We start from the raw sequence: 26,358 nt of genomic DNA, 5'->3' as shown, positions 1-26,358 counted from the left end.
ATACTTAGAGACTGTTTTTTTCTTTTGCTGTTTTTCTTACTTCTAACTGCAACATGGTAAACGCATACCGCAGGGCGCTGGCCAGCGAAGCTTTGGTAACAATGTTGGAGAGGTCGATACCCAGGTGTACAACCGTTTGGGCAATTTCCGGACGAATGCCGCTGATGATGCACTCGGCACCCATCAGGCGTGTGGCACTCACGGTTTTGATCAGGTGCTGCGCAACCAGCGAGTCAACGGCCGGCACCCCCGAAATGTCCAAGATGGCAATGCTGCTCCCCGAGTCGACGATCTGCTGCAACAGGTTTTCCATTACCACCTGCGTGCGGGCACTGTCCAGGGTGCCAATGATGGGCAGGGCCAGTATCCCATCCCACACCCGGATCACCGGTGTAGATATCTCCGCAATTTCGTCGGTCTGGCGGAGGATGACTTCTTCGCGGCCTTTGATAAAGGTTTCGAACGTGGTTACACCAAAGCTGTCTATCAGCTTACCGACCTTAAAGGACACCGTGTACAATGTCACCGGGTCTGTTTTGATTTCTTCCTGCAATGTTTGCAAGATTGCATCCTTCAAACTGAAAACATAAATGCCTGTTTCCTTGGGCGAATAACCCTGCCGGGCACGTGAAATGGAAATTCCCGAAAGAATTTCAATGGTGGTATCAAAATCAGGGGACTGGGCGTCGTCGATGTTGCGGTTGTTGACAGAGGTTACCAACGCATTGAGCAATTCTTCTGACTGTATCCGCAACTCGTCATTGCTCATCAGGTCTTCACGCAGGCTTTCATCGGCCAGTTGGTTGTTCATCCATTGCTCTAAAATTTGCTTCTTCTTCTTTTGAAGAAGCTTGGAAATATCCACTTTCATACTTGTATTTGAGATTGAATTAAGGTGAATGTATGATGAAGCAGGCGTAAAAGTAGAGAAAAATTAAACACTCACCCTGCAAGCCTGGGTTATCGTGGGATGGCAATAAAGAAAGAAATTTTATTCTCCCCGGTTAGGATAGTCGGCCGGACTGCTGCTGCTGTTGCCGCGATGCAGGCGTTTGGAAATTTCGATGAGCAGGTTGCGTTGGTCCTGCACGTCCTTCCATTCTGCACCGCTGATCAAGGCATCGGAAAGCGCCTGCAATTGTTTTTCATACAAGGCTTTCAGGTCGGCATTTTCTAATTTTTTAAACTGATCTTCCATCTGCACAATCACTTTCCCTGTTTATTGGTAAACGTGGGTATGAATTAATTATTTTCCATTGAATAAAAAAGCAAATGGCGTACCCATATTGGAAAGCAGTGCGTTAAGGATTACCGAAAAGATGGGCAAAAAAATTCCCGCCCCGTCCTGTTTTCAACAGGTGAGCCTGCTGTTCTCCCTGTGCAGAAGAATTGGTTTACAATTTGTTTATTACTGAACTGGTTTTTCATAGGATATTGGATTTTACACGAGGCTGGATTTCTATCCGGCCTTTTTGTTTGCCCACTGCCTCTTTTTTAAAAACATTTAAACATGCCTGCGGCGAATAGTTGGTACAGGTGAACCGGGTTTCTGCACCAGGGTCGGTGTTGCCTTTGAACCCGCAAATCATGTCAGACGGCTTTCCAGTTCGTTTTTCCATTTGACAAATCCCCTGATGCCCTCTTTGTAGTGATGAAAGATCCGTGAGCAGGTTTCGTCAGAACTGAGGTAGGCCGTTTTACCCTGTACATTCACCAGTTGAAGAACATCTTCCACCTTTTGCAGGGCCAACTTTACTTTGCCGACATCCTTGGCCACCGGCCACACATAAGTGGCTTCTTCCGTGTCCAGTGTTTCCCACACGATGTGGTACTGTTCCTGCCCTTCGAGCAGGAACAAAAAGGAAAATGGCTTTAACACAAACCGCAGCCGCATGATGTGGTGGACATGTGCAGATGATAAAAACCGCAGGTGCTGGTAATGTTTCGTTTCGGTAACGGCCAGCAGGTCCTCCGCCAGTTCGCTTTCCTGGCTGTAAAAAGCAGCCGGGTTGAATGTTTCTTCCGACAAGGCTTCAAAAAATTCATCCATGGTCAGCAGGTTCTTTCCCGTCTCCGGCCACGCCTTTTTCCGCACGGCTTCTTTTACATACCGGAACCGAACGGTTTCAATAAGGCGGGTGTTGATGGCATCGATCTCCGGCGATGTGGCTTCAATGGTGCTGGGCTGGTCGTTCGTTATGGCAATGCGAACCCTGATGTGAATCGCGGTTGTGCCCAGGGCATTGGCAAAATAGTCTTTCACCGCATCAAACTCTTCGCGGATATTGTAATTAATGATGGTGATGGGAACCTTTTTATTCAGCGCCGGGATCCGCTTTTTGCAACTGACACCGCCAAAATGGAACTGCAGGTGCCGGAAGGGAACCGAAAACTCCTGTTCGATCAAGGTCTTTCCACTCATGCCTGCCACTGGTCGGTAAAAGAATAAAACAAATAGGCAACCCGAACGGCTGCACCAATCGAATGCCGGCCAAAAATACGGCCGGGAAGCAATCCGGAAATGGTCGTTCACCAACCGCTTCGTGCTGGCACCGCCATAGAGAACCCGTGCAAATTGGGGCTAGAACCAGGGTCATTTTGATAGCTGAAAAACAGGCCTGCCATTGAATACAACCGGGCAACAGCACTTTTCGGCTGCGCGGATAAGCAGCAACACCAGCGCACACTAAGTGCAAACAAATAGCGAACAAAAAATCACTGCGGTTTGCATGTACGCAGGGCCGTTTCGGAATATTTTTGAGGCGTTTTCGGATTTATCCATTACGCCGGAACAGGTTCATATGCCCATCGCATCCCTACCCCTCAATGAAGACCTCCGCCTGCAGGATCTTTACTCCTATGGCATTCTCGATAGCGGGAAGGACAGGGAATTCGACGACCTCTTGGAAGTGGCGGCAGACATTTGCGGATGCCCGATTGCCGCCATCAGCTTTATCGACAGTGAACGACAGTGGTTCAAATCCAAAATCGGCCTCGCAGACGACTTTTACGAAACAGCCCGGTCTCTTTCATTTTGTGCCCACACCATCCTTGAAAAGGATGTGATGATCGTAAATGATGCACGAAATGACGACCGTTTTTTTAACCACCCCTTTGTGGAGTCGGATCCGAATGTTCGTTTTTATGCCGGTGCCCCCATTGTTTCGCCAACCGGCTATAACCTTGGCTCCATTTGCGTCATTGACAATAAGCCACGAGACTTGCCCGCCACGAAGGCCAGGACCTTACAGATTATTTCGCGACAGGTATCGAAACTCCTGGAACTCCGCCTGAAGAACAAACTGCTCAAACAAAAAGCGGAGGAACAATTGCAGTTGGAAAAACGTCTCCTGCAAAAAACCCTGCAACAACACGAAGAAGAAAAACAATCCATCGGGCGGGAACTGCACGAGAACATTGCACAGGGCCTTGCCGCAACCAAATTTTACCTGGAGATGGCCGAAGGCGGCAATCTTGACAGGACCAACCTGATTCGCATGAGCCGGCAGAACATCGCCTCGCTGGTAAACCAGGTAAGAGAGCTGTCGCAAGCCATTTCGCCTTCTTTGCTGCAGCAGGTAGAATTGAAAGACCTGCTGCGGGGCATGCTCAAGGCGTTTTCCAGCCGCACTGCTGTGGAAACGCAGTTGCATTACGATGGCGAAGCTGTGGTTGACGCTTCACTGGCACTGACCATCTACCGGATCGTGGAGGAACAGTTGCTGAACGTGCAGCAGCACGCCCATGCAAAACAGGTGGCCATTGAGATCCGTGTGGCGGCATCGGTGCATATTACGATCTGCGACGACGGCATCGGCATTGATATGCTCAATTTCAAACGCGGGGTCGGCATCAACAAAATTCTCTCCAGTGCCGAGCACCTCAATGGGACCGTTAAACTTTCCGCCGGTCCGAAAGGTGGCTGCGAATTGCGGGTTGCCATCCCGGCAACATGCTGAAAACACCATTGCAACAAACCCGACCAGGCAGGCTTACCGGCTCGTATCAGACAAAGGCCAGTTTGTTGGCATGAATGAAATCCAGCAGGGCGGCGTTGTTTCGCAGGTGTAGTTTCCGAAGTATGTTGAAGCGGTGCACTTCCACTGTTTTGATGGAGATCGAAAGGGCTGCGGCAATTTGCTTAGACGAATGCCCCTGCCGGATCAATGACACAATTTCCTTCTCGCGTTTGGAAAGCTCACCAGCAACGGAGGTTTCCCCACCGCCCAGCAGTTGTTCGGAAAGAATGTTTTTGATCTCCCGGCAGATGTATTTTTTTCCACCGAGTATTTCAAGGAGTGCGGTAAACATTTCCTCCCGCGACGAATTTTTGGTCAGATAGCCCTGCGCTCCTTCCCGGATCATCCGCCTGGCATATGCAGGATGCGTGTGCAGGGACACGGCCAGCACCCTGGCCGAAGGCAATTCCTTGCGGATCGCCCGGGTGGCTTCGATGCCGCTGCTATCGGGAAGGTTAATGTCCATGATCACAACGGCAGGACGCAGTTTTTTTGCCAGCTCGATTCCCTGCGCTGCAGTTCCAGCCTCTCCCACAACTGTAAATGCAGGATGCTGGTCCAAAATCAAACGCCAGGTTTCCCTGACAAGCGTGTGATCGTCGATAATGAGAAGAGTGTTTTTTTTCATAGTTGTACAAAAAGCAGTGGCTGAACAAAACGCAGCCAACTGCGACTGTTCGAATTAAACCTATCCATATTCCCGGGATCGTTCTGCAGCAACAGAGGTTGAAGACGGCAGGCAGGGGCATCGGCAAAAAAGTCGTCCGCATTCATTCCTGCACGGTTGATTGGTGTTGGCAAATGCGAAGTGAGTCGCCTGTCACCGTCCATCGCCGTTTCGTTTACAAGGTGGCTGGGAAAATCAATTGCAGGGAAGGCACATGTTTGCCGGAATGTGCGGAGGGCTTCGGGGAGCACCAACCTGGCGTATGCCTCCCCGACCAGCTTTTCCTGTTTTCCCTTCCAACTGTGCAGACTGGCCGCTGACACAAACACAGGCTTTTCTTTTCTGCCTGCAGGATGGTCGATTACCATCGACGAATCCAAAGGCATTTGCCGTGCCGTGAAAAACGAGCCAGGGTTTTTCATAGGTAATTTTTTGGGATGGTACGTGGTTAGCGGGGTGAAGGGCCGAAAGATAAAAGGAACAAAAAAACCGGCAATGAATGCAGTTGGAAAACTAAAAAAAATAAGGCCTTGCACTTAAACGCAATCAGCAAATCCAGTTACCGACAGCGCTTTGCCTGAGCATTTTTGCAAACACTTCGCTTGATGACAGGACAGAAATGTATACCGGTTGTTTTCTATGCAATCGCGCCAACAAAAACACAGCGTCGCATCTTCCTGTGGGAGGCTCTGCACATGCACGAGATGATTTGACACACGGCCACAGGCCCGGAATAATCGAATGCTTTGGGTCACGGCTTTTATCTTTATCCGGTGGCGACGCAAAAACACATCATCCCGCACTATCAGGAGATCAACGATTTCCTGCAGTCGTTTTCATCCGGCTACAACACCCGCGACCCTCACCTTTATTGCCTGCGGCTGAACGAAAACATGCCGGCAATGCAACAATACAAACCGCCATTTAAAAAAGACTTTTACTTCATCGCCCTGGTCAACAATGCCGGGAAGACCAAGATCACCTACGATACGACCAGCGTCACTGACCTGAATGCCTTTCTTGTTTTCCAGTCGCCCGGATTGGTGTACAGTTTTTTTCGCGACAACAAAGCCAGCGGCTACCTGTTTTATTTCAAAAAAGAATGCTTTTCCTTTTTCAAACCCGAATTCGAAAGTGAGTTTCCTTTTTTTGATTTATTGCACACCAATTTTTTCAGGCTGAATCAAAGCCGCTTTACCGAGTTTGCCCCTTTGTTTGAAGACGTGCAGAGCACTTACGAAAAAACGGAAGGCCGGCACGCCGCAGCGACGTTAAAATTGCTGGCCCTCCTCTACCAGGTCAAAGACTTTGCAGCCGCCTTCAACCAGTGGGAGGATGGTTTCGCCTCCCCGCAGCAAACGCTTTTGAAAAAATTCATTCAACTGGTCAACAACTATTACCTGGAAAAGCGCACCATAGAAGAATATGCCGATCTCCTGTTCATTACACCCAACCATTTATCGCAGGCCGTAAAAACAGCCTCCGGCAAAAACGCACTGTCCTTTATCAACGAGCGGATCATGACTGAAGCCAAATCGCTCATCCGGTTCACCGGTTTTGACATGGCGCAGATTGCCTGGCAGTTGAATTTCTCCGATCCGGCTAATTTTGGAAAGTTTTTCAAACGGCACGCAGGACAAACACCGCTGGCCTACCGAAAAGCACAAACAGGGAAATGAAACGTCCAAAAGAAATCACGGAAGCCTATTTAAAAGAACTGGACAAGCACATCGACGAGCTCAGATCCGGCAAGGCGGCTACGACGTTTGAAGTGAAAGACATTGCGGCGCTGTTGCACATTCATCCCACGCACCTGAGCAACACCATACAGGCCGAATTAAACCGGTCGCCCTGCGATATTTACGAAGAAAGGCTGGTGAACCTCGCCAAGGAAATCATTCTCACAACTGACCTTTCCATTGCAGCCATTGCCAGGCACCTGACGTTTGACCCGTCTAACTTCAGCAAGTTCTTCAAACATTTTACAGGAACAACGCCGAAGAAGTTTCGCGACAGCCACGGCGGATAACCTGAACTTCTCACTATTTTTTCTGAACTTCTCACCACGATCTATTGAAAGCACTGTCTGATTTTTGTATGACATTTTAAAATCATTCAGCACATGAAGACGATCCAATTAGGCAAAATAGGTCCTGCAGTGGCTGTGCCCGGCCTGGGCACGATGGGCATGAGCGATATGTACGGCAACAAAGAAACCCGCAACGATGCCGAAAGCATTGCGACGATACATGCGGCCCTGGACATGGGCATCAACTTCCTCGACACCGGCGACTATTACGGCATGGGACATAACGAATTGTTGATCCGCGAGGCACTGAAGGGACGAAGCGAAAAGCCGGTGATCAGCGTCAAGTTCGGCGCCTTGCGTTCGCCTGCCGGCGACTGGTTGGGATTTGATATGCGGCCGGAAGCCGTCAAAACCTTTGCCGCTTACTCGCTCAACCGTTTGGGTGCGGAAGCCATTGATATTTACCAACCCGGCCGTGTTCACCCAACGATCCCCATCGAGGATACTGTGGGTGCCATTGCAGACCTGGTGCAACAGGGAAAAGTCAAATACATCGGCCTTTCCGAAGCCAGTCCCGAAACGGTCCGGAGAGCCCATGCGGTTCATCCCATCACCGCCGTGGAAGTGGAGTATTCCCTGGCTTCCCGGGTTATCGAAAATGAATTACTGCAGGTGTGCCGCGAACTGGGCATTGGCATAGTTGCCTATGGTGTGTTGAGCCGCGGCTTGCTGTCCGGTGAACTGACCGGCCAGTTTGCACCAACCGATTTCAGGGCACATGCACCAAGGTTTACAGGTGAAAATTTTGAAGCAAACAAAAAACGAGTTGCGCTTTTACAGGAAATGGCAAAAGAAAAAGGATGCACGGCTTCGCAACTTGCATTGGCGTGGGTGCTGCACCAGGGCAATGATATTTTACCCCTGTTCGGCACGACGAAACAAAGTCGCCTGAAAGAAAATATCGACGCAGGAGACATTCCTTTATCAACAGAAGAACTGGCCAGGCTTGACAAGAATTTTCCGGAAGGTGCCTTTGCCGGAACACGGTACGCAGCGCCGCAAATGGGCATGGTAGTGAATAAATAGAATGATCTGGCATCGCATGATTGGTCCTGTTCGCCTGAACAGGACTTTTTTATGAATGGACCATTTTAACCAAGTTATTGACCATGCTGCAGCCGTGACAGAGCAGGAACTTTGTGTGGTCAATCATTCACAAACAATAAAAATTTATACAAATGAAAATTGCTGTTTTAGGAACCGGCATGGTCGGTGATGCCATCGGTTCAAGACTGATCGAACTGGGACATGAAGTCAGGATGGGCTCCCGCACGGCGGATAATGAAAAAGCAGCGGCCTTTGTTGCCAAACACAATGGCAAGGCCAGCGCCGCCACCTTTGCCGATGCGGCAGCCTTTGGCGAGATCATCTTCAACTGCACGGCCGGAGGCGCTTCTGTGGAAGCACTGAAACTGGCCGGCGAAAGCAACATCGATGGAAAGATCATCGTCGACATTGCCAACCCGCTGGACTTTAGCAAAGGTGCGCCACCAAGTCTTCTTCCCTCTTTAAGCAACACCCATTCGCTGGGTGAAGAAATTCAGAAAACATTTCCTTCCGCCAAAGTGGTGAAAACACTGAACACCATGTGGTGCGGACTGATGGTAAACCCGGCCATGATCAACAGTGGCGATCACACGAATTTTATCTGCGGCAATGATGCAGAAGCCAAGCAAAACGTAAAAGCCTTGCTGAATGAATTTGGCTGGAAGAACGAAAACCTGCTCGACCTTGGCGACATCACATCGGCAAGAGGAACTGAAGCCGTGTTGCCCATCTGGCTGCGCATTTGGACGGCTACGCAGAACGGGGCATTCAACTTTAAGGTAGTGAGTTAAGGGTTGGGAAGATTTTGTCCGGATGGCAGATGACGGATGACAGTAGAGAGAACGGCTTTTCTCCGCAGGCGAGTGTTTGACCTGGATGGCAGTTTGATTTATCCTGTCAAAAAGGATGCAAGTAAAACGGCTTGAAAACAATGTTTTCAAGCCGTTATTATATCCCTGCCCTTTCAACAATCCTGTGGGTAAACAGGGCAAATCAATATTCGGTTAGTGCAGGCTGAATTTCATTACCATCCCATCACCCGGGCTGCTGGCAAAACCGCGTGTGGAAACGTACAAATTGCCATCGGGTCCCATGGTCATACCGGTTGGCGAATCCAGCCCGGTTGCAATCGTTTGCCGGTGCGTGGGATCCCTCATGTCAATCCAGAGAATTTTCCCTGTGTTTCAGTACGGCACAATGGTCATGAAAAGATACCGTACTACCCAACTTGAAATGGTATTACACCAAACCCCGGCCTCGCAACATCATATCGTTTGATTCAATTCTTACCATGCAAAACAAACCGTTCTTCGCTGTGATTATGTATTTTCAGTAATTTTATCCTCCTGTTACAATCTGCCCTTGGCGATCCTTCTTGTCTAACCCTCTGGCCCAACTGAATGAATCTTGCGGGAGTAAGCATCCACATCCCCTATATAAACAAAAATGGATAGAGAGGGCTGGCTGGTTTGTAGTCTTTAACGTTTGTCTTTATCCATCTTTCGACTCAACCGGCTTATTCACTAAAAATCATAGGAGGTAATTATGCGCAAGTTTTCAAAACCAACGGCAGCCGTCCTGGTGATTGTCCTGTTTTTTACGGCTTGTAAAAAAACGGTTACGGAACCCACGGCGCCCAAAAGCGATGAATCTCTGGCCCTGCGGAAAGCTGCATTGAGCAAACAAGTTAAAAGCCAGCTCACTAACAATGTAAGGGTTTTTGCCACGGGCTTCAACAATCCAAGAGGATTGGAATTCGGTCCTGATGGATATCTCTATGTAGCCGAGGGCGGAACCGGCGGCACCAATACTACGGTAGGACTTTGCCGACAGGTGCCCTTTCCGTTAGGTCCGGTTAAAGGAAGTCCAACCGGCGGACGGATTTCAAAAGTCAGCCCTGCTGGCGTACGAACCACGGTTACGGACCAGCTTCCATCCGCTATGTTAAGCGAGATCACTGGAGGGGACATCATCGGGGTAGCCGATGTGGCTTTTATCCACAACCAGCTTTATGCACTGATCGAAGGCGGTGGTTGTTCACATGGGAACCCTTCCATACCGAACGGTGTTGTGAAAGTGGAGTCCAACGGATCCTGGAGCCTTGTGGCCAGCATCAGCGCCTTTGTACAAACGCACCCGGTAAAAAATCCGGAAGAGGATGACTTTGAACCGGACGGTGATCCCTACAGCATGACTGCTGTAAGAGATAACCTTTATGTAGTGGAAGCCAACAGCGGCCAACTGTTGCGCATCACCACCGATGGAAACATTAGCCGCGTAGTGGATTTTTCAGCCCTTTTTGGACATATTGTTCCAACCGTAATGGATTACAAAGGGAACTATTACGTAGGGAATTTAGACACTTTCCCCATTCCACTGGGAGGCGCCAGGATCATGAAGGTCACGCCTTCCGGCCAGGTTACCACACTGGCAACCGGCTTTACTACTATACTGGGAATCGTGGTGGATAAAAGAGACCGCATTTATGTGTTGGAAAATACCGTCGGCTCCTCAAGTGGATTTCCCGAACCAGGTAAGGGCCGGGTCGTCCGTTTGGACCATACCGGGGTAACAACAGTTGCATCGGGACTTAGCCTGCCCACCGGCCTGACCATGGGACCCGATGGTAACCTCTATGTGTCCAATTGGGGATTGGGTCCCACAGCCATTGGCGGCGGACAGGTGTTGCAAATAGCTATAAGTGATTAAGTTTTGGTTGCGCCGTTGGCAGTACTTAAAACTTTTAGGACTCTCTGAAATTGCATATATAGCGTCTTATTGGTAAAAGTGGCAATGCTGTCGGTATTGCCACTTTCTCTTTTTTAGGCCAGCCATTTAGTGGCTGCTAAAACACGCTCTATTTTTACCCAACTCGTACAGAGCAAAAACACTTCCCATACCGCCAGCTAGAAGGCTATGAACTTTACTTTAAGATTGTTTCAGAAATGGATCTTTATCGGTTGCTGCAATGTTATATGGGAATTAACCGATCCATTGACTTTGGTTAGACTGTCCAGGTAAGGGATTAAAAGAAAAATGGTTTGAAAAAATTGCTTTTCAAACCATTTTCGTTCAGCTCCCCCTTCAGGACTTGAACCTGAGACCCTCTGATTAACAGTCAGATGCTCTAACCAACTGAGCTAAGGAGGAAAATAAAATTGACAATAAGAACGTTTCTGTTGCTCCCCCTTCAGGACTTGAACCTGAGACCCTCTGATTAACAGTCAGATGCTCTAACCAACTGAGCTAAGGAGGAATACCCCGTATTTGGGACGGCAAAAATAGGGTTTTTCACTTTTCAGCAAAGGAGAAAATCCCCATTTCACAATAAATTTCTTAAAAAACCGCTCTGCTCAAAACCACCCGAAAAAGCCACCGGTCTTCATTCCCACATACACCCCGTCGGCCCTTACTTCCACCGGCCAATGCTTAAGGTAGTAGCCTTCGCCGCTCACATTGCGGCCATTCTTCATGCAAAATTTATAGCGGTGCAGCGGACAAACCACGTTGCCCAGCGCATCGATATAGCCCTCTTTCAAGTGGCCGCTGGCATGCGGGCATTTGGCCGCAAACGCAAACAGTTCGTCTTTGTAGGTCCCGATGCAAACTTTTTTGTCGCCGGCCATCAGTTCTGCCAAACCGTTTTCACCAAACGGCACTTCTTCCCGGCTCTCCGCCACTTTGACCCAGCTGATTTTATCATTCATGAAACAATCCTGTCCGTCCGCGGTTAATAAAAGAATTCCGTTTTGTAGGGATAGCGGATGCGGTAGAGTTCCCGCACTTTATCGAGGATCACTTTCCGCAGTTCGTCGATGTGCATCCGCTCCAGCGCCGAAATAAAGATGGCGTTGCCGCCTGTCTGCTCCTGCCACCTTGCTTTCATATCATTCAGGATCTGCTCCTTTGTTTCCTCGTTCAGCCATTCATCAAAAGTGTGCTTGATGTAGAGGTCCATTTTATTGAAGATGGTGATGGTGGGCTTTTCCTGCACGCCCATCTCCTGCAGCGTTTTGTTGACCACCCCAAGCTGGTCTTCATAGGCCGGGTGCGAAATATCCACCACATGCAGCAAAATATCGGCTTCCCGCACTTCGTCCAGCGTGCTTTTAAAACTTTCCACCAGGTGGTGCGGCAGCTTGCGAATAAATCCAACCGTGTCGCTGAGAAGGAAGGGCGTGGTTTCATAAACGATCTTGCGGGTGGTGGTGTCCAGCGTGGCAAAGAGCTTGTTCTCGGCCAGCACGTCGCTTTTGCTCAGCAGGTTCATGATGGTGCTTTTGCCAACGTTGGTATATCCCACCAGGGCCACGCGGATAAATTCGCCGCGATCTTTTCGCTGTGTAAAAGCCTGCTTGTCGATCTCGAGCAGCCGTTTGCGCAGGAGCGAAATTTTATCCCGAACGATCCGGCGGTCGGTTTCGATCTCCGTTTCACCGGGTCCCCGTGTACCAATGCCACCGCCCAGGCGTTCGAGGTGTTTCCACATCCCCCGTAACCGCGGAAGGATATACTGGTATTGGGCCAGTTCCACCTGGGCTTTTGCCTGTGCGGTTTTTGCCCTGCGGGCAAAAATATCGAGGATCAGGTCGGAGCGGTCGATGGTTTTGACGTTCACTTCTTTTTCGATATTGCCAATCTGGGCGCCGCTTAGCTCGTCGTCGAAAATGAGCAGGTCGATGTCTTTGTTCTGCACATAGGTTGCGATTTCCTGCAGCTTTCCTTTGCCCACATAAGTCCGGCTGTCGGGGTGCGGAAGCTTTTGGATAAATTTTTTCACCGTTACGGCGCCGGCCGTTTCAGCCAGGAAGGCCAGTTCGGCCAGGTATTCCATCACTTCTTCTTCGCGCTGGTCTTTGTGCACCACGCCAACCAGCACCGCCCGTTCTTCTTTGTTGATCTTGTTTTTCTTGTCCAGCATTGCTCTATATGTTTCGTCGCAAACCTACTTAAATGTAAAAAAGCGATGCCACTATTCAGTGCACCGCTTTTTTCCTGTCGCCAGGCAATCTCTTACAAGCCGCTCACAGTTAACCCCAGGCTCAAGGTGTTCACCTTGGGGGCCACGCCTTCTTTGAACACCGGTGTCAGGGCATACGAGGCAAAGGCGGAGAAATGCCCGTACCCGATACGGCCGGTTAACGAAAGCCGGGTGGAGTTGAAATACCGTTTGTCTTTTTCTTTCTCGATAAAATCGTTGATGGTGCTGCCTGTTTTGTTTTGCAGCGTCTTTCCTTTTGTCCAGGCAGCCAGCAGGGTTCCTACCTTGGCGCCGATGGCCAGCTTCACGCTGCTGCCGTTGGATTCAGGCTTGGTAGAGTAACGCAATTCAACAGGAACTTCCAGGAAGGCGGTTGAAACCTTGTATTTTTTAAAATGATTGGTATCGGCTACGTTGGGAAAAGTAAGTTTGGTGGCCGTAGACGTGATAGCGGCGGTCCGGTTGTCCAGGAAAATATGGTCGGTCGACAGGCCGGGACCCAGCGCCACGCTAAAGTGGGGGTTGGTCTTGAACGGAAAGTCCAGCATCAGGTACATGTTGAACGTCCGGGAAAAGCCTTTTGTCTGGATCGAGTCGGGCTTGTTTTGCCAGGCGGCACTTCCGATCTGGATCATGAAATGGTCGCTGGACGGAATCTGCATGGGACTGAGCAAACGGGCATTCCGGGAGGTATCGGTCTGGGCTACTGCAGCAAAGCCAAAGCAAAGGATCAACACACTGAAAATTACTTTTCTCATAATGATTGTTAAAGGAAACAAATGTATTCGCCGTTGGGTTAATGAAAGGTTAAACGCGGGCAAAGATAGGTGAGAGTTTGGGGTTTGGAGATGGGGGTCCGGAGTTGTTATCTTAGTTCGGTCAAACTTTACCATGGCTGCTGTTCATAAGTTTGAAGACCTGGAGATTTGGCAGCCAGCACGGCGGCTTTCCCGGGAAATCAATCTGCTCACTTTTGAGGAGCCTATTGCCAAGGACTTTCGCTACAAAGACCAGGTCAGAGGCACATGTGGTTCTATTATGGACAATATTGCCGAAGGCTTCGGCCGGGGAAGTAAACATGAGTTTGTACACTCATTAACCACTGCAAAGGGAGAAGCCGGGGAGCTGAAATCGCAATTATGCAGGGGCTTGGACATACACTATTTTCAGAAGCACTTTTCAACGAACTCTATTCCAATGCAGATTTACCGGTCAAAAAAATTGGTGCCTTTATCAGCTATTTAAACGCTTCGGACATCAGGGGCAAAAAATTAAAGAAAGAAACTAGCACCCAATAACCCTAAACCCCAGACTCCAAACTCCAAACTGTTTTGCATCTTTTTAACCACTCATCTCCCATTAAAATCTATTTTTACGTCTACTTATTCATTTCTTATGAAATATCTGGCCACCGCCTTCTCACTGCTTGTGGGCACTTCCCTTTTTGCACAAAACGGCTACGAGATCAAAGTCACGCTCAAGCCGTTCAAAAATCAATACATCTACCTGGGGCATTACTACGGCAAGCAGTTGCCGATTGTTGATTCGGTAAAACTGGATGCCAACAGCACCGGCGTTTTTAAAGGGCCCAAAAAACTGGGCGGCGGCATTTACCTGGTGGGTTATCCCGATCGTTCCAACAAGTTTGAGCTGCTGGTGGGCACCGAACAAAAATTTTCCGTCGTGGCCGATACCGCTGCGATTGACAGGATCAGTTTCACCGGCTCGGCCGAAAATACCGCCTTCAAAGCCTACCAGCAGTTCATGCTGCAGAACGGCCGCAGGCTGGACGAATTGTACAAAAAACGAACCGGCAGCAGCGCAGCCGATTCGCTGCGGATCACGGCACAAATTGATACCCTTTCGAAAAAAATCGTGGACTACCGGCTGGCCGTTATCAACAAGGCCCCGAACAGTTTACTCAGTGCCCTGCTCAGGGGGATGAAAGAACCCACCGTGCCGGCCAACAAGGAAGCGGAGAAAAAAGATTCGCTTTATGCCTACCACTACTTCAAAGGACATTACTGGGACGGCATCAACCTCTGGGACGACCGCCTCACGCGGACACCGTTTTTCGAAAACCGCGTCGACAAATATTTCGACCAGCTGGTCTTTCCTTCTTCCGATTCGGTGATTAAAGAAATCGACTGGATGATGGGTTTTGCATCGATCAGCGAGGACATGCAAAAATTCCTCCTGCTGAAATTTGTGAACCGCTACCTGAACCAGAAATACATGTGGGAAGACGCCGTGTTCGTGCACCTGTTTGAAAAATATTTTGCCCAGAAAAATTACGACTGGCTCAACGACAAAGGCCGCAAGATCATCACCGACCGCGCCTACAGCCTTATGGCCAATATCATGGGCTCCCCGGCTGCGGAAATTGAGCTGCCCGACTCCACCGGCGCCAAACGAAACCTGTATGGCGTGGATGCCCCCTACACGGTGGTGGTCATCTATGATCCCACCTGCGGCCATTGCAAAGAAACCCTTCCGCATATCGACAGCCTATACAACCAGAAATGGAAAGCCTGGGGCGTCAAGGTGTTTGCCATGGCCAAAGAAACCGACGGACAAAAAAGCGACTGGTACGACTTCATGCACCACACCGGGATGAAGGAATGGGTGAACGTGTACTATTCCCGCGAAGCCGAAAAAGCCCGTATCGCCGCCAACACCCCGTCGTACTCGCAGTTGTACGATGTGCAAAGTTTTCCTACTTTGTATCTCCTCGACAAAGACAAACGCATCATCGCCAAAAAAATAACCGATAAACAACTCGACGAGATCCTGGAGCAGCGGAGAAAAGCTGCAAAAGGGTAAGCACCAGTAACCGTATACCAACAATCCAGCAACCATTGCGCAACCGTTCTAAAAACGATCGAATGAAAAAATTGCTAACTGCCGTTTGCCTGGCCGCTGCTTTTTCCGCACCGGCGCAAACGTTGTTTACCTACGGAAAACATTCCGTTAACGCTTCTGATTTTTTACGGGCCTTCCGGAAAAATAGCCAGGGCCCCGTCACGGAAAAAGCCCTGAAAGACTACCTCGACCTCTATGTCGCATCGCGGCTAAAGATCCAGGAAGCCAAAGAGCTGGGCTACGACACCCTGCCCCAGTTGATTTCGGACCTGGCCAACCTGCGGCAGCAAATCCTGCCCACATATTTAAACGACAAGGAAAGCATGAGCCGGATGATCGGCGAAGCCTTCAGCCGTTCGCAGAAAGACATTCACCTGGCCCACATTTTTATCAGGGCTGGCGAAAACGAGATCGCCACCGAACAAAAGAAAACAGAGGCAATCGCTGCACTCAGCAAAAAAGATTTTGCCGATGTGGCCCGGGAATTCTCCGACGATCCGTCGGCAAAACAAAACGGCGGCGACCTGGGGTGGCTGACGGTTTTCTCGCTTCCATACGAACTGGAGAACCTGGCCTACAGCACACCGGCGGGCAAGGTATCGGCTGTGTTCAAGACCAAAGCCGGCTACCATATTTTTAAAAACTTGGGCGAACGCAAAGCGCTGGGTCGCATCAAGGCGGCGCAGATTCTCTTGGCCATCCCGCCCCGCGCCGATGAGGCGGCAAGACAGGAAGTGAAGCACAGGGCCGACTCTCTCTATAACCGCCTGCAGCAGGGCGATGATTTTGGAAAGCTGGCAGCTGCTTTCAGCAATGACATTATTTCTGCAGCATCCAACGGGCAAATGACGGAGTTTAGCGTTGGCGAGTACGACCCGCTTTTCGAAACGACCGTTCTGTCGCTTAAGGACGGAGACATCAGCCGGCCGTTTGCGACAGCTTACGGCTACCACATTGTGAAGCGCCTGAAGATTTCACCGGTGTCTGCAAAACTGGATGACGAAACACAGGAATCCCTGCGAAAGCGCATCGAGCAAAGCGACCGGGCTGCCTATGCGCAAAAAGTGCTGGCCGAAAAAGTGCTGCGCCAGGCGAACTACCAGAAATTCTCCGTGACCGATGCGGAATTGTGGGCTTACAGCGACAGTGCCCTCAAATACATGGTGCCGAAAACGAAGATCAGCCTGAAGCCGTCTACTCCCCTGCTGAAGATCGGCAACCGGACGTTTGCCGTGAATGACTGGACTACCTATGCGCAAGCTCACCTGTACAAACCCGATGGCACCGGCACCCGGCCTTACCCGCAGTTGTGGGCAGACTTCCTGCAACAAACCGCACTCAATTATTACCAGGATCACCTCGAAGATTTCAACGAAGAGTTTCGCCAGCAGATCACCGAGTTTGCCGAAGGCAACCTGTTTTTCGAGATCATGCAGCGCCGTGTATGGACTCCGGCACAGTCCGACAGTGCGGCACTGGCCGCGTATTACCGGAAACACCGGGCAAACTACAACTGGAAAGAAAGCGCCGATGCCGTTTTGTTCTACGCGGCCAACGAGCAGGCGGCGAAGGATTTTTACAATGCCGTGTCACCAAAGCCTGCCGAGTGGAAAACTGTTCTGACCAATTATGCAGACCAGATTACGGCCGACTCGAACCGGTTTGAACTCGATCAGCTTCCCAAAAATGAAAATGCCCCGCTGACCGAGGGCCGCGTGATCCCGCCTGTGGTAAACAAAGCCGATAACACTGCCTCCTTCGCCTACGTGACCCACCTTCACAAAGGCACAGAGCCGCGCAGCTTTGCCGAAGCAAAAGGTCTTGTGATCAACGACTACCAGACGCAGTTGGAAAAAGAATGGCTGGAGAGGCTGAAGAAAAAATATCCCGTCAGCGTGAACCAGAAAACCTGGAGCGAAGTAGTCAGGAAAGCGAGTCGTAAATAGCAGGCGGCCGGTCGTTTTTGCTACGAACAATATGCAATAAAAAAAACCTCCTGGATGTCCAGGAGGTTTTTTCGTTATAATGTTTGCCTGATTTAGGCGCTCTACTTGCTACATACTCTTCCTCAAAGATTCTTCACCACATTGGCAATCACCTGCGGCTTGCCCAGGGTATAGTAGTGCAACACCGGCACGCCGGCGGCTTTTAATTCTTTCGATTGTTTTAACAACCACTCCTGCCCCACGATTTCCACGTCTGCATCGGTCTTGCATTTCGTGATCTCGGAAGACAGTTCTTCGGGAATGTCTACATGAAAGGTGCGGGGAATGATGGTGAGTTGCTTTTTCGACGTGATCGGCTTTAGTCCGGGTATGATGGGAACATGAATGCCGGCGTCTTTGCACGACTGCACAAAGGAAAAATATTTCTGGTTGTCGAAGAACATTTGTGTCACCACGTACTCGGCACCCGCATCCACTTTTGCTTTCAAAAAAGCCAGGTCGGTTTGCATGTTGGGCGCCTCGAAATGTTTCTCGGGATACCCGGCCACACCGATGCAAAAATTGGTGCGCACGGCATTTTTCAGGTCCTCTTCCAGGTATATCGCGTTGTTCATGTTGGTTACCTGCTGCAGCAGTTCGATGGCGTACCGGTGTCCGCCCGGGTCCGGCTCGAAGGAGCTTTCGTTTTTGGGCGCATCGCCACGCAGCACCAGCACATTGTTCACTCCCAGGAAGTGCAGGTCAATCAGGGCATCTTCCGTTTCCTGCTTGTTAAAGCCGCCACAAATCAGGTGCGCCACCGCATCCACCTTGTAGCGGTTCATCAGCGCCGCACAAATACCCACCGTGCCGGGACGTTTGCGCACTTCCACTTTTTCGAAGGTGCCGTCCGGTTTTTTCTTAAACATGCTTTCGCTGCGATGGTAGGTCACGTTGATAAACGCCGGTTTAAATTCCATCAGCGGATCCAGGTGTTCCCAAAGTGCATTGATGCTTTTGCCTTTCAGCGGGGGAAGGATCTCAAAGGAAACCAGGGTGTCTTTCGCCTCTTTTATTTGCTCGATGACTGTCATAATAAGGGTGCAAACATAGGGTGAGATTGGGATATTAGGATATTAGATATTGAGGGATTAGATAGTGGATATTTTTATTACGTGAAGATTTTTTTTTATAGTTTGCTATGCAAATTAAGCCAATGGACACCCTCAAGCTTGAAGATTTAGACATCTATCAGTTAGCACTGGCAATTGGAGAAGATGTTTGGAGTATTGTGATCAAGTGGGAATATTTTTCAAAGGCAACTATAGGAAAGCAATTTGTAGAAGCGTCAGACTCTATTTCTGCTAACATCGCGGAGGGTTATGGCCGCTATTTTTATAAGGATAGAAAATCATTCTGCTATTACAGCCGGGGATCGCTTTTGGAAACAAAGAATTGGGCGACAAAGGCACGAAACCGATCTCTTATCCAGCAAGATGAATACGATTTGCTGTTAGAAAAACTTCGTACCCTGCATCACAAGTTAAACGGCTATATCAAAAAACTCAAAACGACTTCACAATAAACGATTCCCCAATACCCAATATCGGCTATCCAATATGCACCCTTCCTTATTTTTACCCCATGAGCATCCGGATACATACGCAGGATTTGGTAAAACGCTACGGCAAACGCACAGTGGTCAACCATGCTTCCGTTGAAGTAAAGCAGGGAGAGATCGTGGGACTGCTGGGGCCCAACGGTGCCGGAAAAACAACCACGTTTTACATGGTCGTTGGACTGATCAAACCCGACGAAGGCGCCGTGTACCTCGACGGCGAAGACATCACCAAGCTGGCCATGTACCGCCGTGCACAACTGGGCATCGGCTACCTGCCGCAGGAAGCGTCCGTGTTTCGCAAACTGAGCGTGGAAGACAATATCAGCGCCGTGCTCGAGATGACCAAACTTTCCCGCAAGGAACAAAAGGCAAAGCTCGAAAGCCTGCTCGATGAATTCCGGCTGCACCATGTGCGGAAAAGCCCGGGCGATGTGCTGAGCGGCGGTGAAAGACGACGTACCGAGATAGCCAGGGCACTGGCCGTAGACCCAAAGTTCATCCTGCTCGACGAACCGTTTGCCGGTATCGACCCGATCGCGGTGGAAGACATCCAGGCCATTGTGGCCAAACTCAAATACAAAAACATCGGGATCCTCATCACCGATCACAACGTAACCGAAACCCTTTCCATTTGCGACCGTGCCTACCTGCTCATCGAAGGAAAGATCTTCAAGCATGGGACGGCCGAAGAACTGGCGGCAGATGACGAAGTGAAGCGGCTCTACCTCGGACGAAACTTTGAATTACGGCGAAAGGATTACCTGCTGGAAGGACTGGAAATGCCGGGTGCCCCGCCGCTCGAAAGCGTCATCCGCAGCCTCGAGGATCTGCGGGTGCAGATTCTCCACACGGCCGCACAGCGCGAAGAACAAGCCCACACATCGTCCGAACTGTCCGGGATGACCGACACGGAAGCTTTGCTGGAAAGGGCAACCACGCAGGCGGTCAACAAAATTGAAGTTTACCTGGCGCAGGAAAACGACGACGAACTGAAAGCCGAAGTGGAACAGATTTTTGGCGAAGAACAAGAGAAACTGGCCCAGGTGGATGCCCTGCTGCACGCCTTTAAAAAGCATCGCCTCGTCCACGCGGAATAAGACCAATTTGTACCCGGGCAATCGGCAAATGCAGGCCTGGACATTATTCGATGGCAGATGACCAATGACTGTACAGAGGCGAGTTATGTTTTTCGTCGTAACAAACCATTTCTTCACTCAGCCTTTTTTCATCTCCAGCTTAATGCCTTCTTCAAAACCGGTAAAATCTTTTTTGATGTGGTAAGACGTAACGGATAAACTTTCGCCAAGGCTCGTTACCGTTATATAGTGAAACATGGGTTTGTAGGCCGGCGAAAGATCGGCCAGCGTGCCAAGTCCCTGTCGCAACGGCTGCCGCAGACCGCCACCGCCGCCAATTACCAGGAAATCCTTGCCCTTGACCTTATAATGCTCAAATGCATGACAGTGTCCCGAAAGAAACAGGACAGCCTTGCGGGACGACAGGTAGGCCGGGACAAATTTTTGCTCCACTTCTTTCGACGGCCTAACGATGCGGCTGTTGGTAAACGGCGAATGATGACAGCAAACGATGATCGCCATAACAGTGGCATCACCGTCCAGTTCGTGCAGGGTTGCCTGCAGCCATTCTTGCTGTTTCCTGTCCTGTTGCGGTGTCATCACCTTGAAATTGGAGTTTAGCAGCACAACGGCTACCGTGTCGTAACGCACCAGATAACCTGTACAATCATGGTCGGGAAACCGCTGTTGAAATTTGCGCTGTCCCTCCACCGGCCGGCCCATCACCTCGTGGTTTCCCAGAATGCCATGGACCGGGATCTTCGCCAGGCGCAGGGCTTCGAGATAACGGTCGATCGGCCGCCACTGCCGGCCGCTGTACCCCAGGTTCACTACATCGCCCAAATGAAAAATAGCGGCTGGCGTCCGCTCCAGCACATCGGTGAAGAGCCGCTCGGTTGCCTTGCGGTTGTTGTGCGACTTCAGCAGGATGGTTTCCACCAGCATGGGTGCCTGCGTATCGGAAACAAAGGCCAGAACATTTTGCGACGTTGTTTGCAGTTCAGACAGGTTTTCCATTCAAAATCTTCTACAAGATAATTTCGTACCAACCCGGTAAAGGCAAAGAGCAATATCCCAATATCCGATATCCAATATCGGCTACCTACAGCGGCCGGCTGTAATACTCGTAGGCCACGGCCGTAGACCTGTTCGTGGTAAGACCGTTGAACCGTCCGTGCCGCATATACTCTTTAATTTTGCGGGGAGCGTCGAGTGTCCAGGTAATGGCCCGCATGCCCATTGCCTGTGCGGCCTGCACGTCTTCTGTTTGCAGTCCCTTCGCCCAGGCCGGTGCCCAGATCTTTGCATTCATTTTTTTTGCACTGTCCGGTTCCAGTTCGCAAAGCGACGGAATGCCGGCAAAACCGGGCAGGGCCAAAAACTGTCGCAGCATCTCTTTATCCGGTACCCCAATGACGATCTCAACGTTTCGTCCGATTGCCATTGCTTCCTGCATGAAGCGTTTCTGCAAGCCGCGAATGATGGGCAGGGCACCTTCCAGCTTGCAATCGAGCCACACAAATTGCAGGGGCGTATTGTACACGACCGTGTGCAACGCATCCTGCAGGGTAGGAATTTTTCCGCCTCTTTTCAACACAACATCGCGCTGTAATTCATCGAACGTATAACTGTCGATGGTGCCGTGAATACCCGTTTTGTGTGTCAGCCGGTCGTTGAGATTGGCGTCGTGAAACAAAACCGGCATACTGTCTTTTGTCAGTTGCACATCGATCTCGATCCCCGTGGCGCCAAAGCGGGAGGCGAGATGGATCATCTCCAGCGAATTTTCCGAAGCCGGCAGCAGGTCGTTGTTTCGTCCGCCGCCACGGTGGGCCACGATCTGGAACGGCACACCGCTATACAGTGGCCGGTCGTACCGGAAATTGATTTCTTTCTGCGGCTCATCATCAAACATTCCATACCGGCCTTTGATGTAAAAAGAGCCGGGTGAAGCACCGGCACCGCTGTGCACGGCAAACGCACCATCGCGGCTGCTGATCACAAAATGCGCCTTGCCGGTTTTGGTGTTCTCTACATTGCGCCAGTACCCGTTGAGCAGGATGGAGTCGCCCAGCGACTTGCCCTGCAGGATAAAATAACGCACGTCTTCCTTGCAAAAAAAAGACAGGTAGTGACTGGTGTCTTTGCCCTGGATGTCGTACGTCCATTTTACAATGGCGGAATCACCAAAATCATCATCAGCCACCTGGACCTGGTAACGGCCTTCCAACTGTTGCAGTGCCGAAGCGGAAAGCGGCCTGGCACCGGCCGCTTCAAAGCGTTCCCAGTAAAGGCTGGGGACCGGGGCATCAATCAGTTCCTGGCAGGACACAAAAAGAAAAAGAAGAAGGAGAGGGTAAAATTTTTTCATTGTTTGCTTTTGCAATGAAGGGTTCTCCTGTTGCAAAAGCAATAAGCAGACCGCCGGGCGGAAAAGAAAAAAGGGCAACGCATTGTCGCCCTTTTTTCTGCCGTCGATTCAATTTAGTGGTTCCCCGCCGCGGCATAGTCACTAAGCGGCGATGCGGCCCTCCGTATCACGAAGCTGCGGCCTTCATCAAAAGAGGAAAAATCTTTTTTCAGCTCAATGGATTTGATCAGCAAACCCTCGGCACAGCGTTTTACCGTGAGGTAATGAAACTCGGGCTTGTAATCGGCACACATGTCGGGCAGGCAATCGGTTCCGGTATTCAGCGGCTGGTGCAGGCCGCCACCGCCCCCGATCACGAAAAAATCTTTGCCCTTCACCTGGTAGTGTTCAAAATTGTGCGAGTGACCGGAGAGAAACAACTGGCTTTTGCGTGATTGCAAAAACGGCTGTACAAATTTTTGCTCCACGTCTTTGGAGCAACCCACGATGCGGCTGTTGGTATACGGCGAATGATGGCAGCCGGTGATGATGTACTGGATGGCCGGATCGGCATCAAGCGACTGCAAGGTTTTCTTATACCACGACACCTGCGCCTCGTTTTCGTCTGCCGAGAGCTTGCCAAAATTGGAGTTGAGTAAAATAACAGCAACAGAATCCACCACGTTCACATAACCGGTGCGCACATGATCGGGAAAATAGGTCTGGAATTTTTCTTCGCCCTTCCGGGCCTTTCCCATCACTTCGTGGTTGCCCAGCGCGGCATGAACGGCAATGCCTTCACTGCGCAAATTTTCCAGGTAACCGCTCATGGCCTTCCATTGCCGGTTGCTGTAGCCCAGGTTCACCACATCGCCCAGCAGGAACAAAGCCTTTGGACGGATAGCCGCAAAGGTTGAAAAGATTTGCTTCGTCGCCTGCTGATTGTGGTTGGCTTTCAGAAAAAGCGTTTCCACCCACATGGGTTTTTGCGTGTCGGACGCAAAGGCAAGCAAGGTAGAGTCGCCGGCAGTGGCTTGCGCCTTTGCTTTGCCTAAGAGAAGAAGACAGAAAACACCGAGGATGAATTTGTGCTGCATATAGGAAGATGGAGTTTACCATTTTAAAAAGCGCCATACCAATTGAAGCTGCCCGCAAACAGATCCGTTCGATGTTTCAGCGGCGTAAAGCCACTTGATCTCTGTACCCAGCCCTACTTCTTTTCCGATAGGATAAATGTAGGAAGCTGCCGCCATCCAGCCTACACTCAGTTTGTTAGAATTGACGTTTCCGGCATAATCTAACTTTGTCTTAAGAATATACAGTCCCGAGCCAGCAAAAATGTTAATGTGCTTTTTCAGCGACATGCTCCATTCCAGAAGGATAGGTGTTGCTTGCAGGGAAATTTTCCCCGCATTTCCAGCCGAGTCTTTTAGTGAGTAAGAATAAAAACTAATGTTGCCGGTTTCCAGGCCCGCTTTCAGCAAATGGTCGGGATGCCACATTACCCGTACCGTTCCTACAGGATTCCACCTGGCAACGACAGGCTGCAAATAGGCTGGCGCCCCGTTAGTGGACGCGTAATAACCCATGCCGCCGCCCAGGTAGAGCACCAATGAATACTCGCCGCGGCCGGTAGGCCGGGAAGAAAATTTTTCATCGTCCTGTGCACGAACAATCAGAACAAAAAAGAAAGCGGCAAAGAGCAGAATGATGTATTTACTGTTGCGCATAATAGTAATAAGCTACGGCAGACGGATAGCTGGAAATAATGCCATCGAAATTGCCATTGACTAAAAATTCCTTGATGTTTTCTTCAATATCAATCGTCCACACAAATACCCGGCGGCCTTGTGCGTGCATGGTGGCCACTTCGTTGTCCTGAAGTCCCAGCGTAAACCGCGGACCCCAGATGGAAGAATTCACCGACTCCACATCGGCAGTGGTCATTTCATTCACCGAGGGCACACGGGTGTAGTCGGGCAGCGTTTTGAATTTATCCAGTACCGCCTGGTCGGGAATGCCGATGGTTATCGTAAGGTCGCGACCCATCGCAGCAGCCAATTGCAGGTATTTTGCCTGCAGTTCACGCACTTTCAGCATGGGGCCAGGCACTTTCATATCGAGCCAGACATAGCGCATCGGCGTACTGTACAACACAGCGGCCAAGGCTTCATCAAGGCTGGGAATGCGTTCGCCCTTAATCAATCGCACAAGAGAAGAAAGCTGCGCAAAACTGTAATTTTCGATAGGACCTACCAAGCCGTTTTTTTGAATCAGCCGCTCGTTCAGCGTAGGGTCGTGAAACAAAACAGGCACGCCATCGGCCGTCATCCGTACGTCAATTTCAATTCCCGTAGAACCAAAGCCGGCTGCCAGCTTAATAGCCTCTACCGAGTTCTCTGAAGCGGGTAACAAATCTGCATTTTGACCGCCGTGATGCGATACGATCTCGAATGGTGTTTTGTTGTACAAAGGTCTTGCATATTGCAGTGTAACCGGGATATCGGGGATCGCATCGCCATTTCCATAAACGCCATTCATACGAATGCTGTCGCCGGCCAGCAGAGAATCGGTTCGAAGTAGATTGAGTGCGCCGCTGGCAGGCGAAATGGTGAACCTGGCCCTTCCTGTTTCAGTACCGATCATCCGCCGCCAATAGCCGTTGAGCAAAATGGTGCTGTCCACCCGTTTGCCTTCGCAAATAATATAGGTAATGTCTTTTTGACAAAAAAAGGAAAGATGGTAAACCGTATCGTTTCCATTGGCCGTATAGCTCCATTTTAGCGCTGCATCGGTGCCAAACCTGTCGCTGCCGGTCGTAAAATTGTAGATGCCTTCCATTTTTTTACCGCTATTGTTTTGCAGGGGTATTGCCGATGGAGAATCAAACTGGTCCCAGCTACGATCGGGAACTGGCGCCTCGTAGCGTTTGCGGCAGGAAAAAAAACCAAGCAGGATAAGAAAAAAGAAAAAAGTCTTTTTCATAAGTTAAGGCCAATGATGATTTGAGGGTAAAAGATGTTTCGGTCGTAAGGCGCGTAGAAGGTCCATGTCTGCCAGAAGAAATCAGTGTAAAGTGCACGGAAGCCCAGCGACAAAACTTTTTTACCGTAAAATGGCTGTTCTAAAATCAATGCATAGGAAGAGCCGCTCAAAACGCGGTTGCCGGATTTTAGTGCCGTGTTTTTTGCGTAGGTCTTAATGCCGTAATTAATCTGCGCATCGGCCCTGAACGTAAGCAATACTTTTTTATTGAACCTTCGGCCAACCGAAAAATTGGGAAGGTTTTGAAAACCGTAACCTCTTGTTTTTATTCCCGAGACATTGATATAGCCAAACCAGAAACCCGCATCATCGCCAATGGCCATTGAGTAGCGGTCGCTTAGGATCGTTGACCATCGCGGCCCTACGGTAACCAGGTTTTGCAGCACTTGCAAACTACCCCGAATGTTCAGCGCCAGTTTGGGTGAAATCTTCTTAAGCCAATGCACGTCAAGCGCCGGCACACGGTAATGCACATCGGCCGTAATATCATATGGCAACGTCGTGCTGGTAACCCCTATGGAAAACTTGGTTGATTGCTCCATCGGATAAGGAAAAAAAACACCTTTCAGGTGATGCGTAAGACTGTCCTGTGCAAAGGAATAGACGTGCAGAAAAAGAAGGCAGCATACGGATAATCGTTTCATGTTTGGTTGGTATAATAAAAGATCGCAGATCG

General features: G+C 50.1%; 27 protein-coding genes and 2 tRNA genes. 11 read left to right on the top strand and 18 right to left on the bottom strand.

Annotated elements, in window-relative coordinates; translation table 11 throughout:
- Nucleotides 1-4: 4 nt before the first annotated feature.
- The 3 genes from D6024_RS05750 to D6024_RS05740 all read right to left on the bottom strand — a co-directional run bounded on the left by D6024_RS05750 (nucleotide 5) and on the right by D6024_RS05740 (nucleotide 2,422).
- Nucleotides 5-871 (bottom strand): STAS domain-containing protein, encoded by an 867-nt coding sequence (locus tag D6024_RS05750; RefSeq protein WP_121353643.1) that lies wholly within the window; start codon nucleotides 869-871, stop codon nucleotides 5-7.
- 120 nt (nucleotides 872-991) lie between these two features.
- Nucleotides 992-1,210 carry a hypothetical protein gene (locus D6024_RS05745; protein ID WP_121353642.1) on the bottom strand — a complete coding sequence of 73 codons (219 nt, stop codon included), beginning with the start codon at nucleotides 1,208-1,210 and terminating at the stop codon, nucleotides 992-994.
- Between the two features lie 375 nt (nucleotides 1,211-1,585).
- Nucleotides 1,586-2,422, bottom strand: coding sequence for a hypothetical protein (locus D6024_RS05740; RefSeq protein ID WP_162944573.1), 837 nt, complete (start codon nucleotides 2,420-2,422; stop codon nucleotides 1,586-1,588).
- A gap of 379 nt (nucleotides 2,423-2,801) precedes the next feature.
- On the opposite strand from D6024_RS05740, the gene D6024_RS05735 reads away from it, so the two are divergent.
- Nucleotides 2,802-3,959: a GAF domain-containing sensor histidine kinase gene (locus tag D6024_RS05735; protein WP_162944572.1), complete on the top strand. Its 1,158-nt coding sequence runs from the start codon at nucleotides 2,802-2,804 to the stop codon at nucleotides 3,957-3,959.
- A gap of 46 nt (nucleotides 3,960-4,005) precedes the next feature.
- Here the strand turns inward: D6024_RS05735 and D6024_RS05730 are convergent, their stop codons facing one another.
- Nucleotides 4,006-4,647: a response regulator transcription factor gene (locus D6024_RS05730; RefSeq protein WP_121353639.1), complete on the bottom strand. Its 642-nt coding sequence runs from the start codon at nucleotides 4,645-4,647 to the stop codon at nucleotides 4,006-4,008.
- The gene (locus D6024_RS05725) at nucleotides 4,644-5,108 is read right to left on the bottom strand and encodes a hypothetical protein (protein WP_121353638.1); all 465 of its coding nucleotides are present in this window, start codon (nucleotides 5,106-5,108) and stop codon (nucleotides 4,644-4,646) included. The genes D6024_RS05730 and D6024_RS05725 overlap by 4 nt, the downstream gene beginning before the upstream one ends.
- Before the next feature lie 351 nt (nucleotides 5,109-5,459).
- On the opposite strand from D6024_RS05725, the gene D6024_RS05720 reads away from it, so the two are divergent.
- The 4 genes from D6024_RS05720 (at nucleotide 5,460) to D6024_RS05705 (ending at nucleotide 8,613) form a co-directional block, all read left to right on the top strand.
- Nucleotides 5,460-6,365, top strand: coding sequence for a helix-turn-helix domain-containing protein (locus D6024_RS05720; protein WP_162944571.1), 906 nt, complete (start codon nucleotides 5,460-5,462; stop codon nucleotides 6,363-6,365).
- Nucleotides 6,362-6,715 carry a helix-turn-helix transcriptional regulator gene (locus tag D6024_RS05715; protein ID WP_121353636.1) on the top strand — a complete coding sequence of 118 codons (354 nt, stop codon included), beginning with the start codon at nucleotides 6,362-6,364 and terminating at the stop codon, nucleotides 6,713-6,715. The genes D6024_RS05720 and D6024_RS05715 overlap by 4 nt, the downstream gene beginning before the upstream one ends.
- Nucleotides 6,716-6,808: 93 nt before the next feature.
- On the top strand, nucleotides 6,809-7,801 hold the full coding sequence (locus D6024_RS05710) for an aldo/keto reductase (RefSeq protein ID WP_121353635.1): 993 nt from the start codon (nucleotides 6,809-6,811) through the stop codon (nucleotides 7,799-7,801).
- Nucleotides 7,802-7,953: 152 nt separating this feature from the next.
- On the top strand, nucleotides 7,954-8,613 hold the full coding sequence (locus tag D6024_RS05705; RefSeq protein WP_121353634.1) for an NADPH-dependent F420 reductase: 660 nt from the start codon (nucleotides 7,954-7,956) through the stop codon (nucleotides 8,611-8,613).
- A gap of 213 nt (nucleotides 8,614-8,826) precedes the next feature.
- Here D6024_RS05705 and D6024_RS26550 read toward each other — a convergent pair whose 3' ends face one another.
- On the bottom strand, nucleotides 8,827-8,979 hold the full coding sequence (locus D6024_RS26550; protein WP_162944570.1) for a hypothetical protein: 153 nt from the start codon (nucleotides 8,977-8,979) through the stop codon (nucleotides 8,827-8,829).
- 388 nt (nucleotides 8,980-9,367) lie between these two features.
- Between D6024_RS26550 and D6024_RS05700 the strand changes: the two genes are divergently transcribed.
- The gene (locus D6024_RS05700) at nucleotides 9,368-10,531 is read left to right on the top strand and encodes a ScyD/ScyE family protein (protein WP_121353633.1); all 1,164 of its coding nucleotides are present in this window, start codon (nucleotides 9,368-9,370) and stop codon (nucleotides 10,529-10,531) included.
- Nucleotides 10,532-10,898: 367 nt separating this feature from the next.
- Here the strand turns inward: D6024_RS05700 and D6024_RS05695 are convergent.
- The 5 genes from D6024_RS05695 to D6024_RS05675 form a co-directional block, all read right to left on the bottom strand.
- Nucleotides 10,899-10,972: transfer RNA gene (locus D6024_RS05695), tRNA-Asn, on the bottom strand.
- A gap of 32 nt (nucleotides 10,973-11,004) precedes the next feature.
- Nucleotides 11,005-11,078: transfer RNA gene (locus tag D6024_RS05690), tRNA-Asn, on the bottom strand.
- 97 nt (nucleotides 11,079-11,175) lie between these two features.
- The gene (locus D6024_RS05685; RefSeq protein WP_121353632.1) at nucleotides 11,176-11,529 is read right to left on the bottom strand and encodes a Rieske (2Fe-2S) protein; all 354 of its coding nucleotides are present in this window, start codon (nucleotides 11,527-11,529) and stop codon (nucleotides 11,176-11,178) included.
- Between the two features lie 23 nt (nucleotides 11,530-11,552).
- Nucleotides 11,553-12,743: a GTPase HflX gene (gene hflX, locus D6024_RS05680; protein ID WP_121353631.1), complete on the bottom strand. Its 1,191-nt coding sequence runs from the start codon at nucleotides 12,741-12,743 to the stop codon at nucleotides 11,553-11,555.
- Between the two features lie 92 nt (nucleotides 12,744-12,835).
- The gene (locus tag D6024_RS05675; protein ID WP_162944569.1) at nucleotides 12,836-13,561 is read right to left on the bottom strand and encodes an outer membrane beta-barrel protein; all 726 of its coding nucleotides are present in this window, start codon (nucleotides 13,559-13,561) and stop codon (nucleotides 12,836-12,838) included.
- A 133-nt stretch (nucleotides 13,562-13,694) separates the two neighbouring features.
- Between D6024_RS05675 and D6024_RS05670 the strand changes: the two genes are divergently transcribed.
- From D6024_RS05670 to D6024_RS05660, 3 genes are all read left to right on the top strand, one after another.
- Nucleotides 13,695-14,048 (top strand): four helix bundle protein, encoded by a 354-nt coding sequence (locus D6024_RS05670; protein WP_240409968.1) that lies wholly within the window; start codon nucleotides 13,695-13,697, stop codon nucleotides 14,046-14,048.
- A 150-nt stretch (nucleotides 14,049-14,198) separates the two neighbouring features.
- Nucleotides 14,199-15,626 (top strand): DUF5106 domain-containing protein, encoded by a 1,428-nt coding sequence (locus D6024_RS05665; RefSeq protein ID WP_121353629.1) that lies wholly within the window; start codon nucleotides 14,199-14,201, stop codon nucleotides 15,624-15,626.
- A 62-nt stretch (nucleotides 15,627-15,688) separates the two neighbouring features.
- Nucleotides 15,689-17,611 (top strand): peptidylprolyl isomerase, encoded by a 1,923-nt coding sequence (locus D6024_RS05660; protein ID WP_121353628.1) that lies wholly within the window; start codon nucleotides 15,689-15,691, stop codon nucleotides 17,609-17,611.
- A 122-nt stretch (nucleotides 17,612-17,733) separates the two neighbouring features.
- Here the strand turns inward: D6024_RS05660 and metF are convergent, their stop codons facing one another.
- Nucleotides 17,734-18,684, bottom strand: coding sequence for a methylenetetrahydrofolate reductase [NAD(P)H] (gene metF, locus D6024_RS05655; RefSeq protein ID WP_121353627.1), 951 nt, complete (start codon nucleotides 18,682-18,684; stop codon nucleotides 17,734-17,736).
- A 122-nt stretch (nucleotides 18,685-18,806) separates the two neighbouring features.
- Between metF and D6024_RS05650 the strand changes: the two genes are divergently transcribed.
- Together D6024_RS05650 and lptB are read left to right on the top strand one after the other, a co-directional pair.
- Nucleotides 18,807-19,175, top strand: a complete 369-nt coding sequence (locus tag D6024_RS05650) for a four helix bundle protein (RefSeq protein WP_121353626.1) — start codon at nucleotides 18,807-18,809, stop codon at nucleotides 19,173-19,175.
- A gap of 59 nt (nucleotides 19,176-19,234) precedes the next feature.
- Nucleotides 19,235-20,308: an LPS export ABC transporter ATP-binding protein gene (gene lptB, locus D6024_RS05645; protein ID WP_240409967.1), complete on the top strand. Its 1,074-nt coding sequence runs from the start codon at nucleotides 19,235-19,237 to the stop codon at nucleotides 20,306-20,308.
- A 117-nt stretch (nucleotides 20,309-20,425) separates the two neighbouring features.
- On the opposite strand, the gene D6024_RS05640 is transcribed toward lptB, so the two are convergent.
- The 6 genes from D6024_RS05640 to D6024_RS05615 form a co-directional block, all read right to left on the bottom strand.
- Nucleotides 20,426-21,304, bottom strand: a complete 879-nt coding sequence (locus tag D6024_RS05640; protein ID WP_121353625.1) for a metallophosphoesterase family protein — start codon at nucleotides 21,302-21,304, stop codon at nucleotides 20,426-20,428.
- Between the two features lie 85 nt (nucleotides 21,305-21,389).
- Entirely contained in the window at nucleotides 21,390-22,658 is a 1,269-nt protein-coding gene (locus D6024_RS05635; RefSeq protein WP_121353624.1) for a glycerophosphodiester phosphodiesterase, read from the bottom strand.
- Nucleotides 22,659-22,771: 113 nt separating this feature from the next.
- Nucleotides 22,772-23,734, bottom strand: coding sequence for a metallophosphoesterase family protein (locus D6024_RS05630; RefSeq protein WP_205573231.1), 963 nt, complete (start codon nucleotides 23,732-23,734; stop codon nucleotides 22,772-22,774).
- Between the two features lie 15 nt (nucleotides 23,735-23,749).
- Nucleotides 23,750-24,367, bottom strand: a complete 618-nt coding sequence (locus tag D6024_RS05625; RefSeq protein WP_121353623.1) for a hypothetical protein — start codon at nucleotides 24,365-24,367, stop codon at nucleotides 23,750-23,752.
- A complete protein-coding gene (locus tag D6024_RS05620; RefSeq protein WP_121353622.1) occupies nucleotides 24,354-25,622 on the bottom strand; it encodes a glycerophosphodiester phosphodiesterase in 1,269 nt (422 codons plus the stop codon). Before D6024_RS05620 ends, D6024_RS05625 begins: the two co-directional genes overlap by 14 nt.
- A complete protein-coding gene (locus D6024_RS05615) occupies nucleotides 25,619-26,326 on the bottom strand; it encodes a hypothetical protein (RefSeq protein ID WP_121353621.1) in 708 nt (235 codons plus the stop codon). Before D6024_RS05615 ends, D6024_RS05620 begins: the two co-directional genes overlap by 4 nt.
- Nucleotides 26,327-26,358: the final 32 nt, after the last annotated feature.

It is taken from the genome of Flavisolibacter nicotianae (genome assembly GCF_003628535.1).
GTDB classification, from domain to species: domain Bacteria; phylum Bacteroidota; class Bacteroidia; order Chitinophagales; family Chitinophagaceae; genus Flavisolibacter; species Flavisolibacter nicotianae.
The sequence above is the reverse complement of the archived record's forward strand: the minus strand, read 5'-3'. Positions and strand labels throughout refer to the sequence as shown.

What these genes read in the sequence shown, in the direction of transcription:
- D6024_RS05750 (WP_121353643.1), bottom strand. Translation starts at nt 871, where the DNA reads ATGAAAGTGGATATTTCCAAGCTTCTTCAAAAGAAGAAGAAGCAAATT.
- D6024_RS05740 (WP_162944573.1), bottom strand. Translation starts at nt 2,422, where the DNA reads ATGAGTGGAAAGACCTTGATCGAACAGGAGTTTTCGGTTCCCTTCCGG.
- D6024_RS05735 (WP_162944572.1), top strand. Translation starts at nt 2,802, where the DNA reads ATGCCCATCGCATCCCTACCCCTCAATGAAGACCTCCGCCTGCAGGAT.
- D6024_RS05730 (WP_121353639.1), bottom strand. Translation starts at nt 4,647, where the DNA reads ATGAAAAAAAACACTCTTCTCATTATCGACGATCACACGCTTGTCAGG.
- D6024_RS05725 (WP_121353638.1), bottom strand. Translation starts at nt 5,108, where the DNA reads ATGAAAAACCCTGGCTCGTTTTTCACGGCACGGCAAATGCCTTTGGAT.
- D6024_RS05715 (WP_121353636.1), top strand. Translation starts at nt 6,362, where the DNA reads ATGAAACGTCCAAAAGAAATCACGGAAGCCTATTTAAAAGAACTGGAC.
- D6024_RS05710 (WP_121353635.1), top strand. Translation starts at nt 6,809, where the DNA reads ATGAAGACGATCCAATTAGGCAAAATAGGTCCTGCAGTGGCTGTGCCC.
- D6024_RS05705 (WP_121353634.1), top strand. Translation starts at nt 7,954, where the DNA reads ATGAAAATTGCTGTTTTAGGAACCGGCATGGTCGGTGATGCCATCGGT.
- D6024_RS26550 (WP_162944570.1), bottom strand. Translation starts at nt 8,979, where the DNA reads ATGAGGGATCCCACGCACCGGCAAACGATTGCAACCGGGCTGGATTCG.
- D6024_RS05700 (WP_121353633.1), top strand. Translation starts at nt 9,368, where the DNA reads ATGCGCAAGTTTTCAAAACCAACGGCAGCCGTCCTGGTGATTGTCCTG.
- D6024_RS05685 (WP_121353632.1), bottom strand. Translation starts at nt 11,529, where the DNA reads ATGAATGATAAAATCAGCTGGGTCAAAGTGGCGGAGAGCCGGGAAGAA.
- hflX (WP_121353631.1), bottom strand. Translation starts at nt 12,743, where the DNA reads ATGCTGGACAAGAAAAACAAGATCAACAAAGAAGAACGGGCGGTGCTG.
- D6024_RS05675 (WP_162944569.1), bottom strand. Translation starts at nt 13,561, where the DNA reads ATGAGAAAAGTAATTTTCAGTGTGTTGATCCTTTGCTTTGGCTTTGCT.
- D6024_RS05670 (WP_240409968.1), top strand. Translation starts at nt 13,695, where the DNA reads ATGGCTGCTGTTCATAAGTTTGAAGACCTGGAGATTTGGCAGCCAGCA.
- D6024_RS05665 (WP_121353629.1), top strand. Translation starts at nt 14,199, where the DNA reads ATGAAATATCTGGCCACCGCCTTCTCACTGCTTGTGGGCACTTCCCTT.
- D6024_RS05660 (WP_121353628.1), top strand. Translation starts at nt 15,689, where the DNA reads ATGAAAAAATTGCTAACTGCCGTTTGCCTGGCCGCTGCTTTTTCCGCA.
- metF (WP_121353627.1), bottom strand. Translation starts at nt 18,684, where the DNA reads ATGACAGTCATCGAGCAAATAAAAGAGGCGAAAGACACCCTGGTTTCC.
- D6024_RS05650 (WP_121353626.1), top strand. Translation starts at nt 18,807, where the DNA reads ATGGACACCCTCAAGCTTGAAGATTTAGACATCTATCAGTTAGCACTG.
- lptB (WP_240409967.1), top strand. Translation starts at nt 19,235, where the DNA reads ATGAGCATCCGGATACATACGCAGGATTTGGTAAAACGCTACGGCAAA.
- D6024_RS05640 (WP_121353625.1), bottom strand. Translation starts at nt 21,304, where the DNA reads ATGGAAAACCTGTCTGAACTGCAAACAACGTCGCAAAATGTTCTGGCC.
- D6024_RS05635 (WP_121353624.1), bottom strand. Translation starts at nt 22,658, where the DNA reads ATGAAAAAATTTTACCCTCTCCTTCTTCTTTTTCTTTTTGTGTCCTGC.
- D6024_RS05630 (WP_205573231.1), bottom strand. Translation starts at nt 23,734, where the DNA reads ATGCAGCACAAATTCATCCTCGGTGTTTTCTGTCTTCTTCTCTTAGGC.
- D6024_RS05625 (WP_121353623.1), bottom strand. Translation starts at nt 24,367, where the DNA reads ATGCGCAACAGTAAATACATCATTCTGCTCTTTGCCGCTTTCTTTTTT.
- D6024_RS05620 (WP_121353622.1), bottom strand. Translation starts at nt 25,622, where the DNA reads ATGAAAAAGACTTTTTTCTTTTTTCTTATCCTGCTTGGTTTTTTTTCC.
- D6024_RS05615 (WP_121353621.1), bottom strand. Translation starts at nt 26,326, where the DNA reads ATGAAACGATTATCCGTATGCTGCCTTCTTTTTCTGCACGTCTATTCC.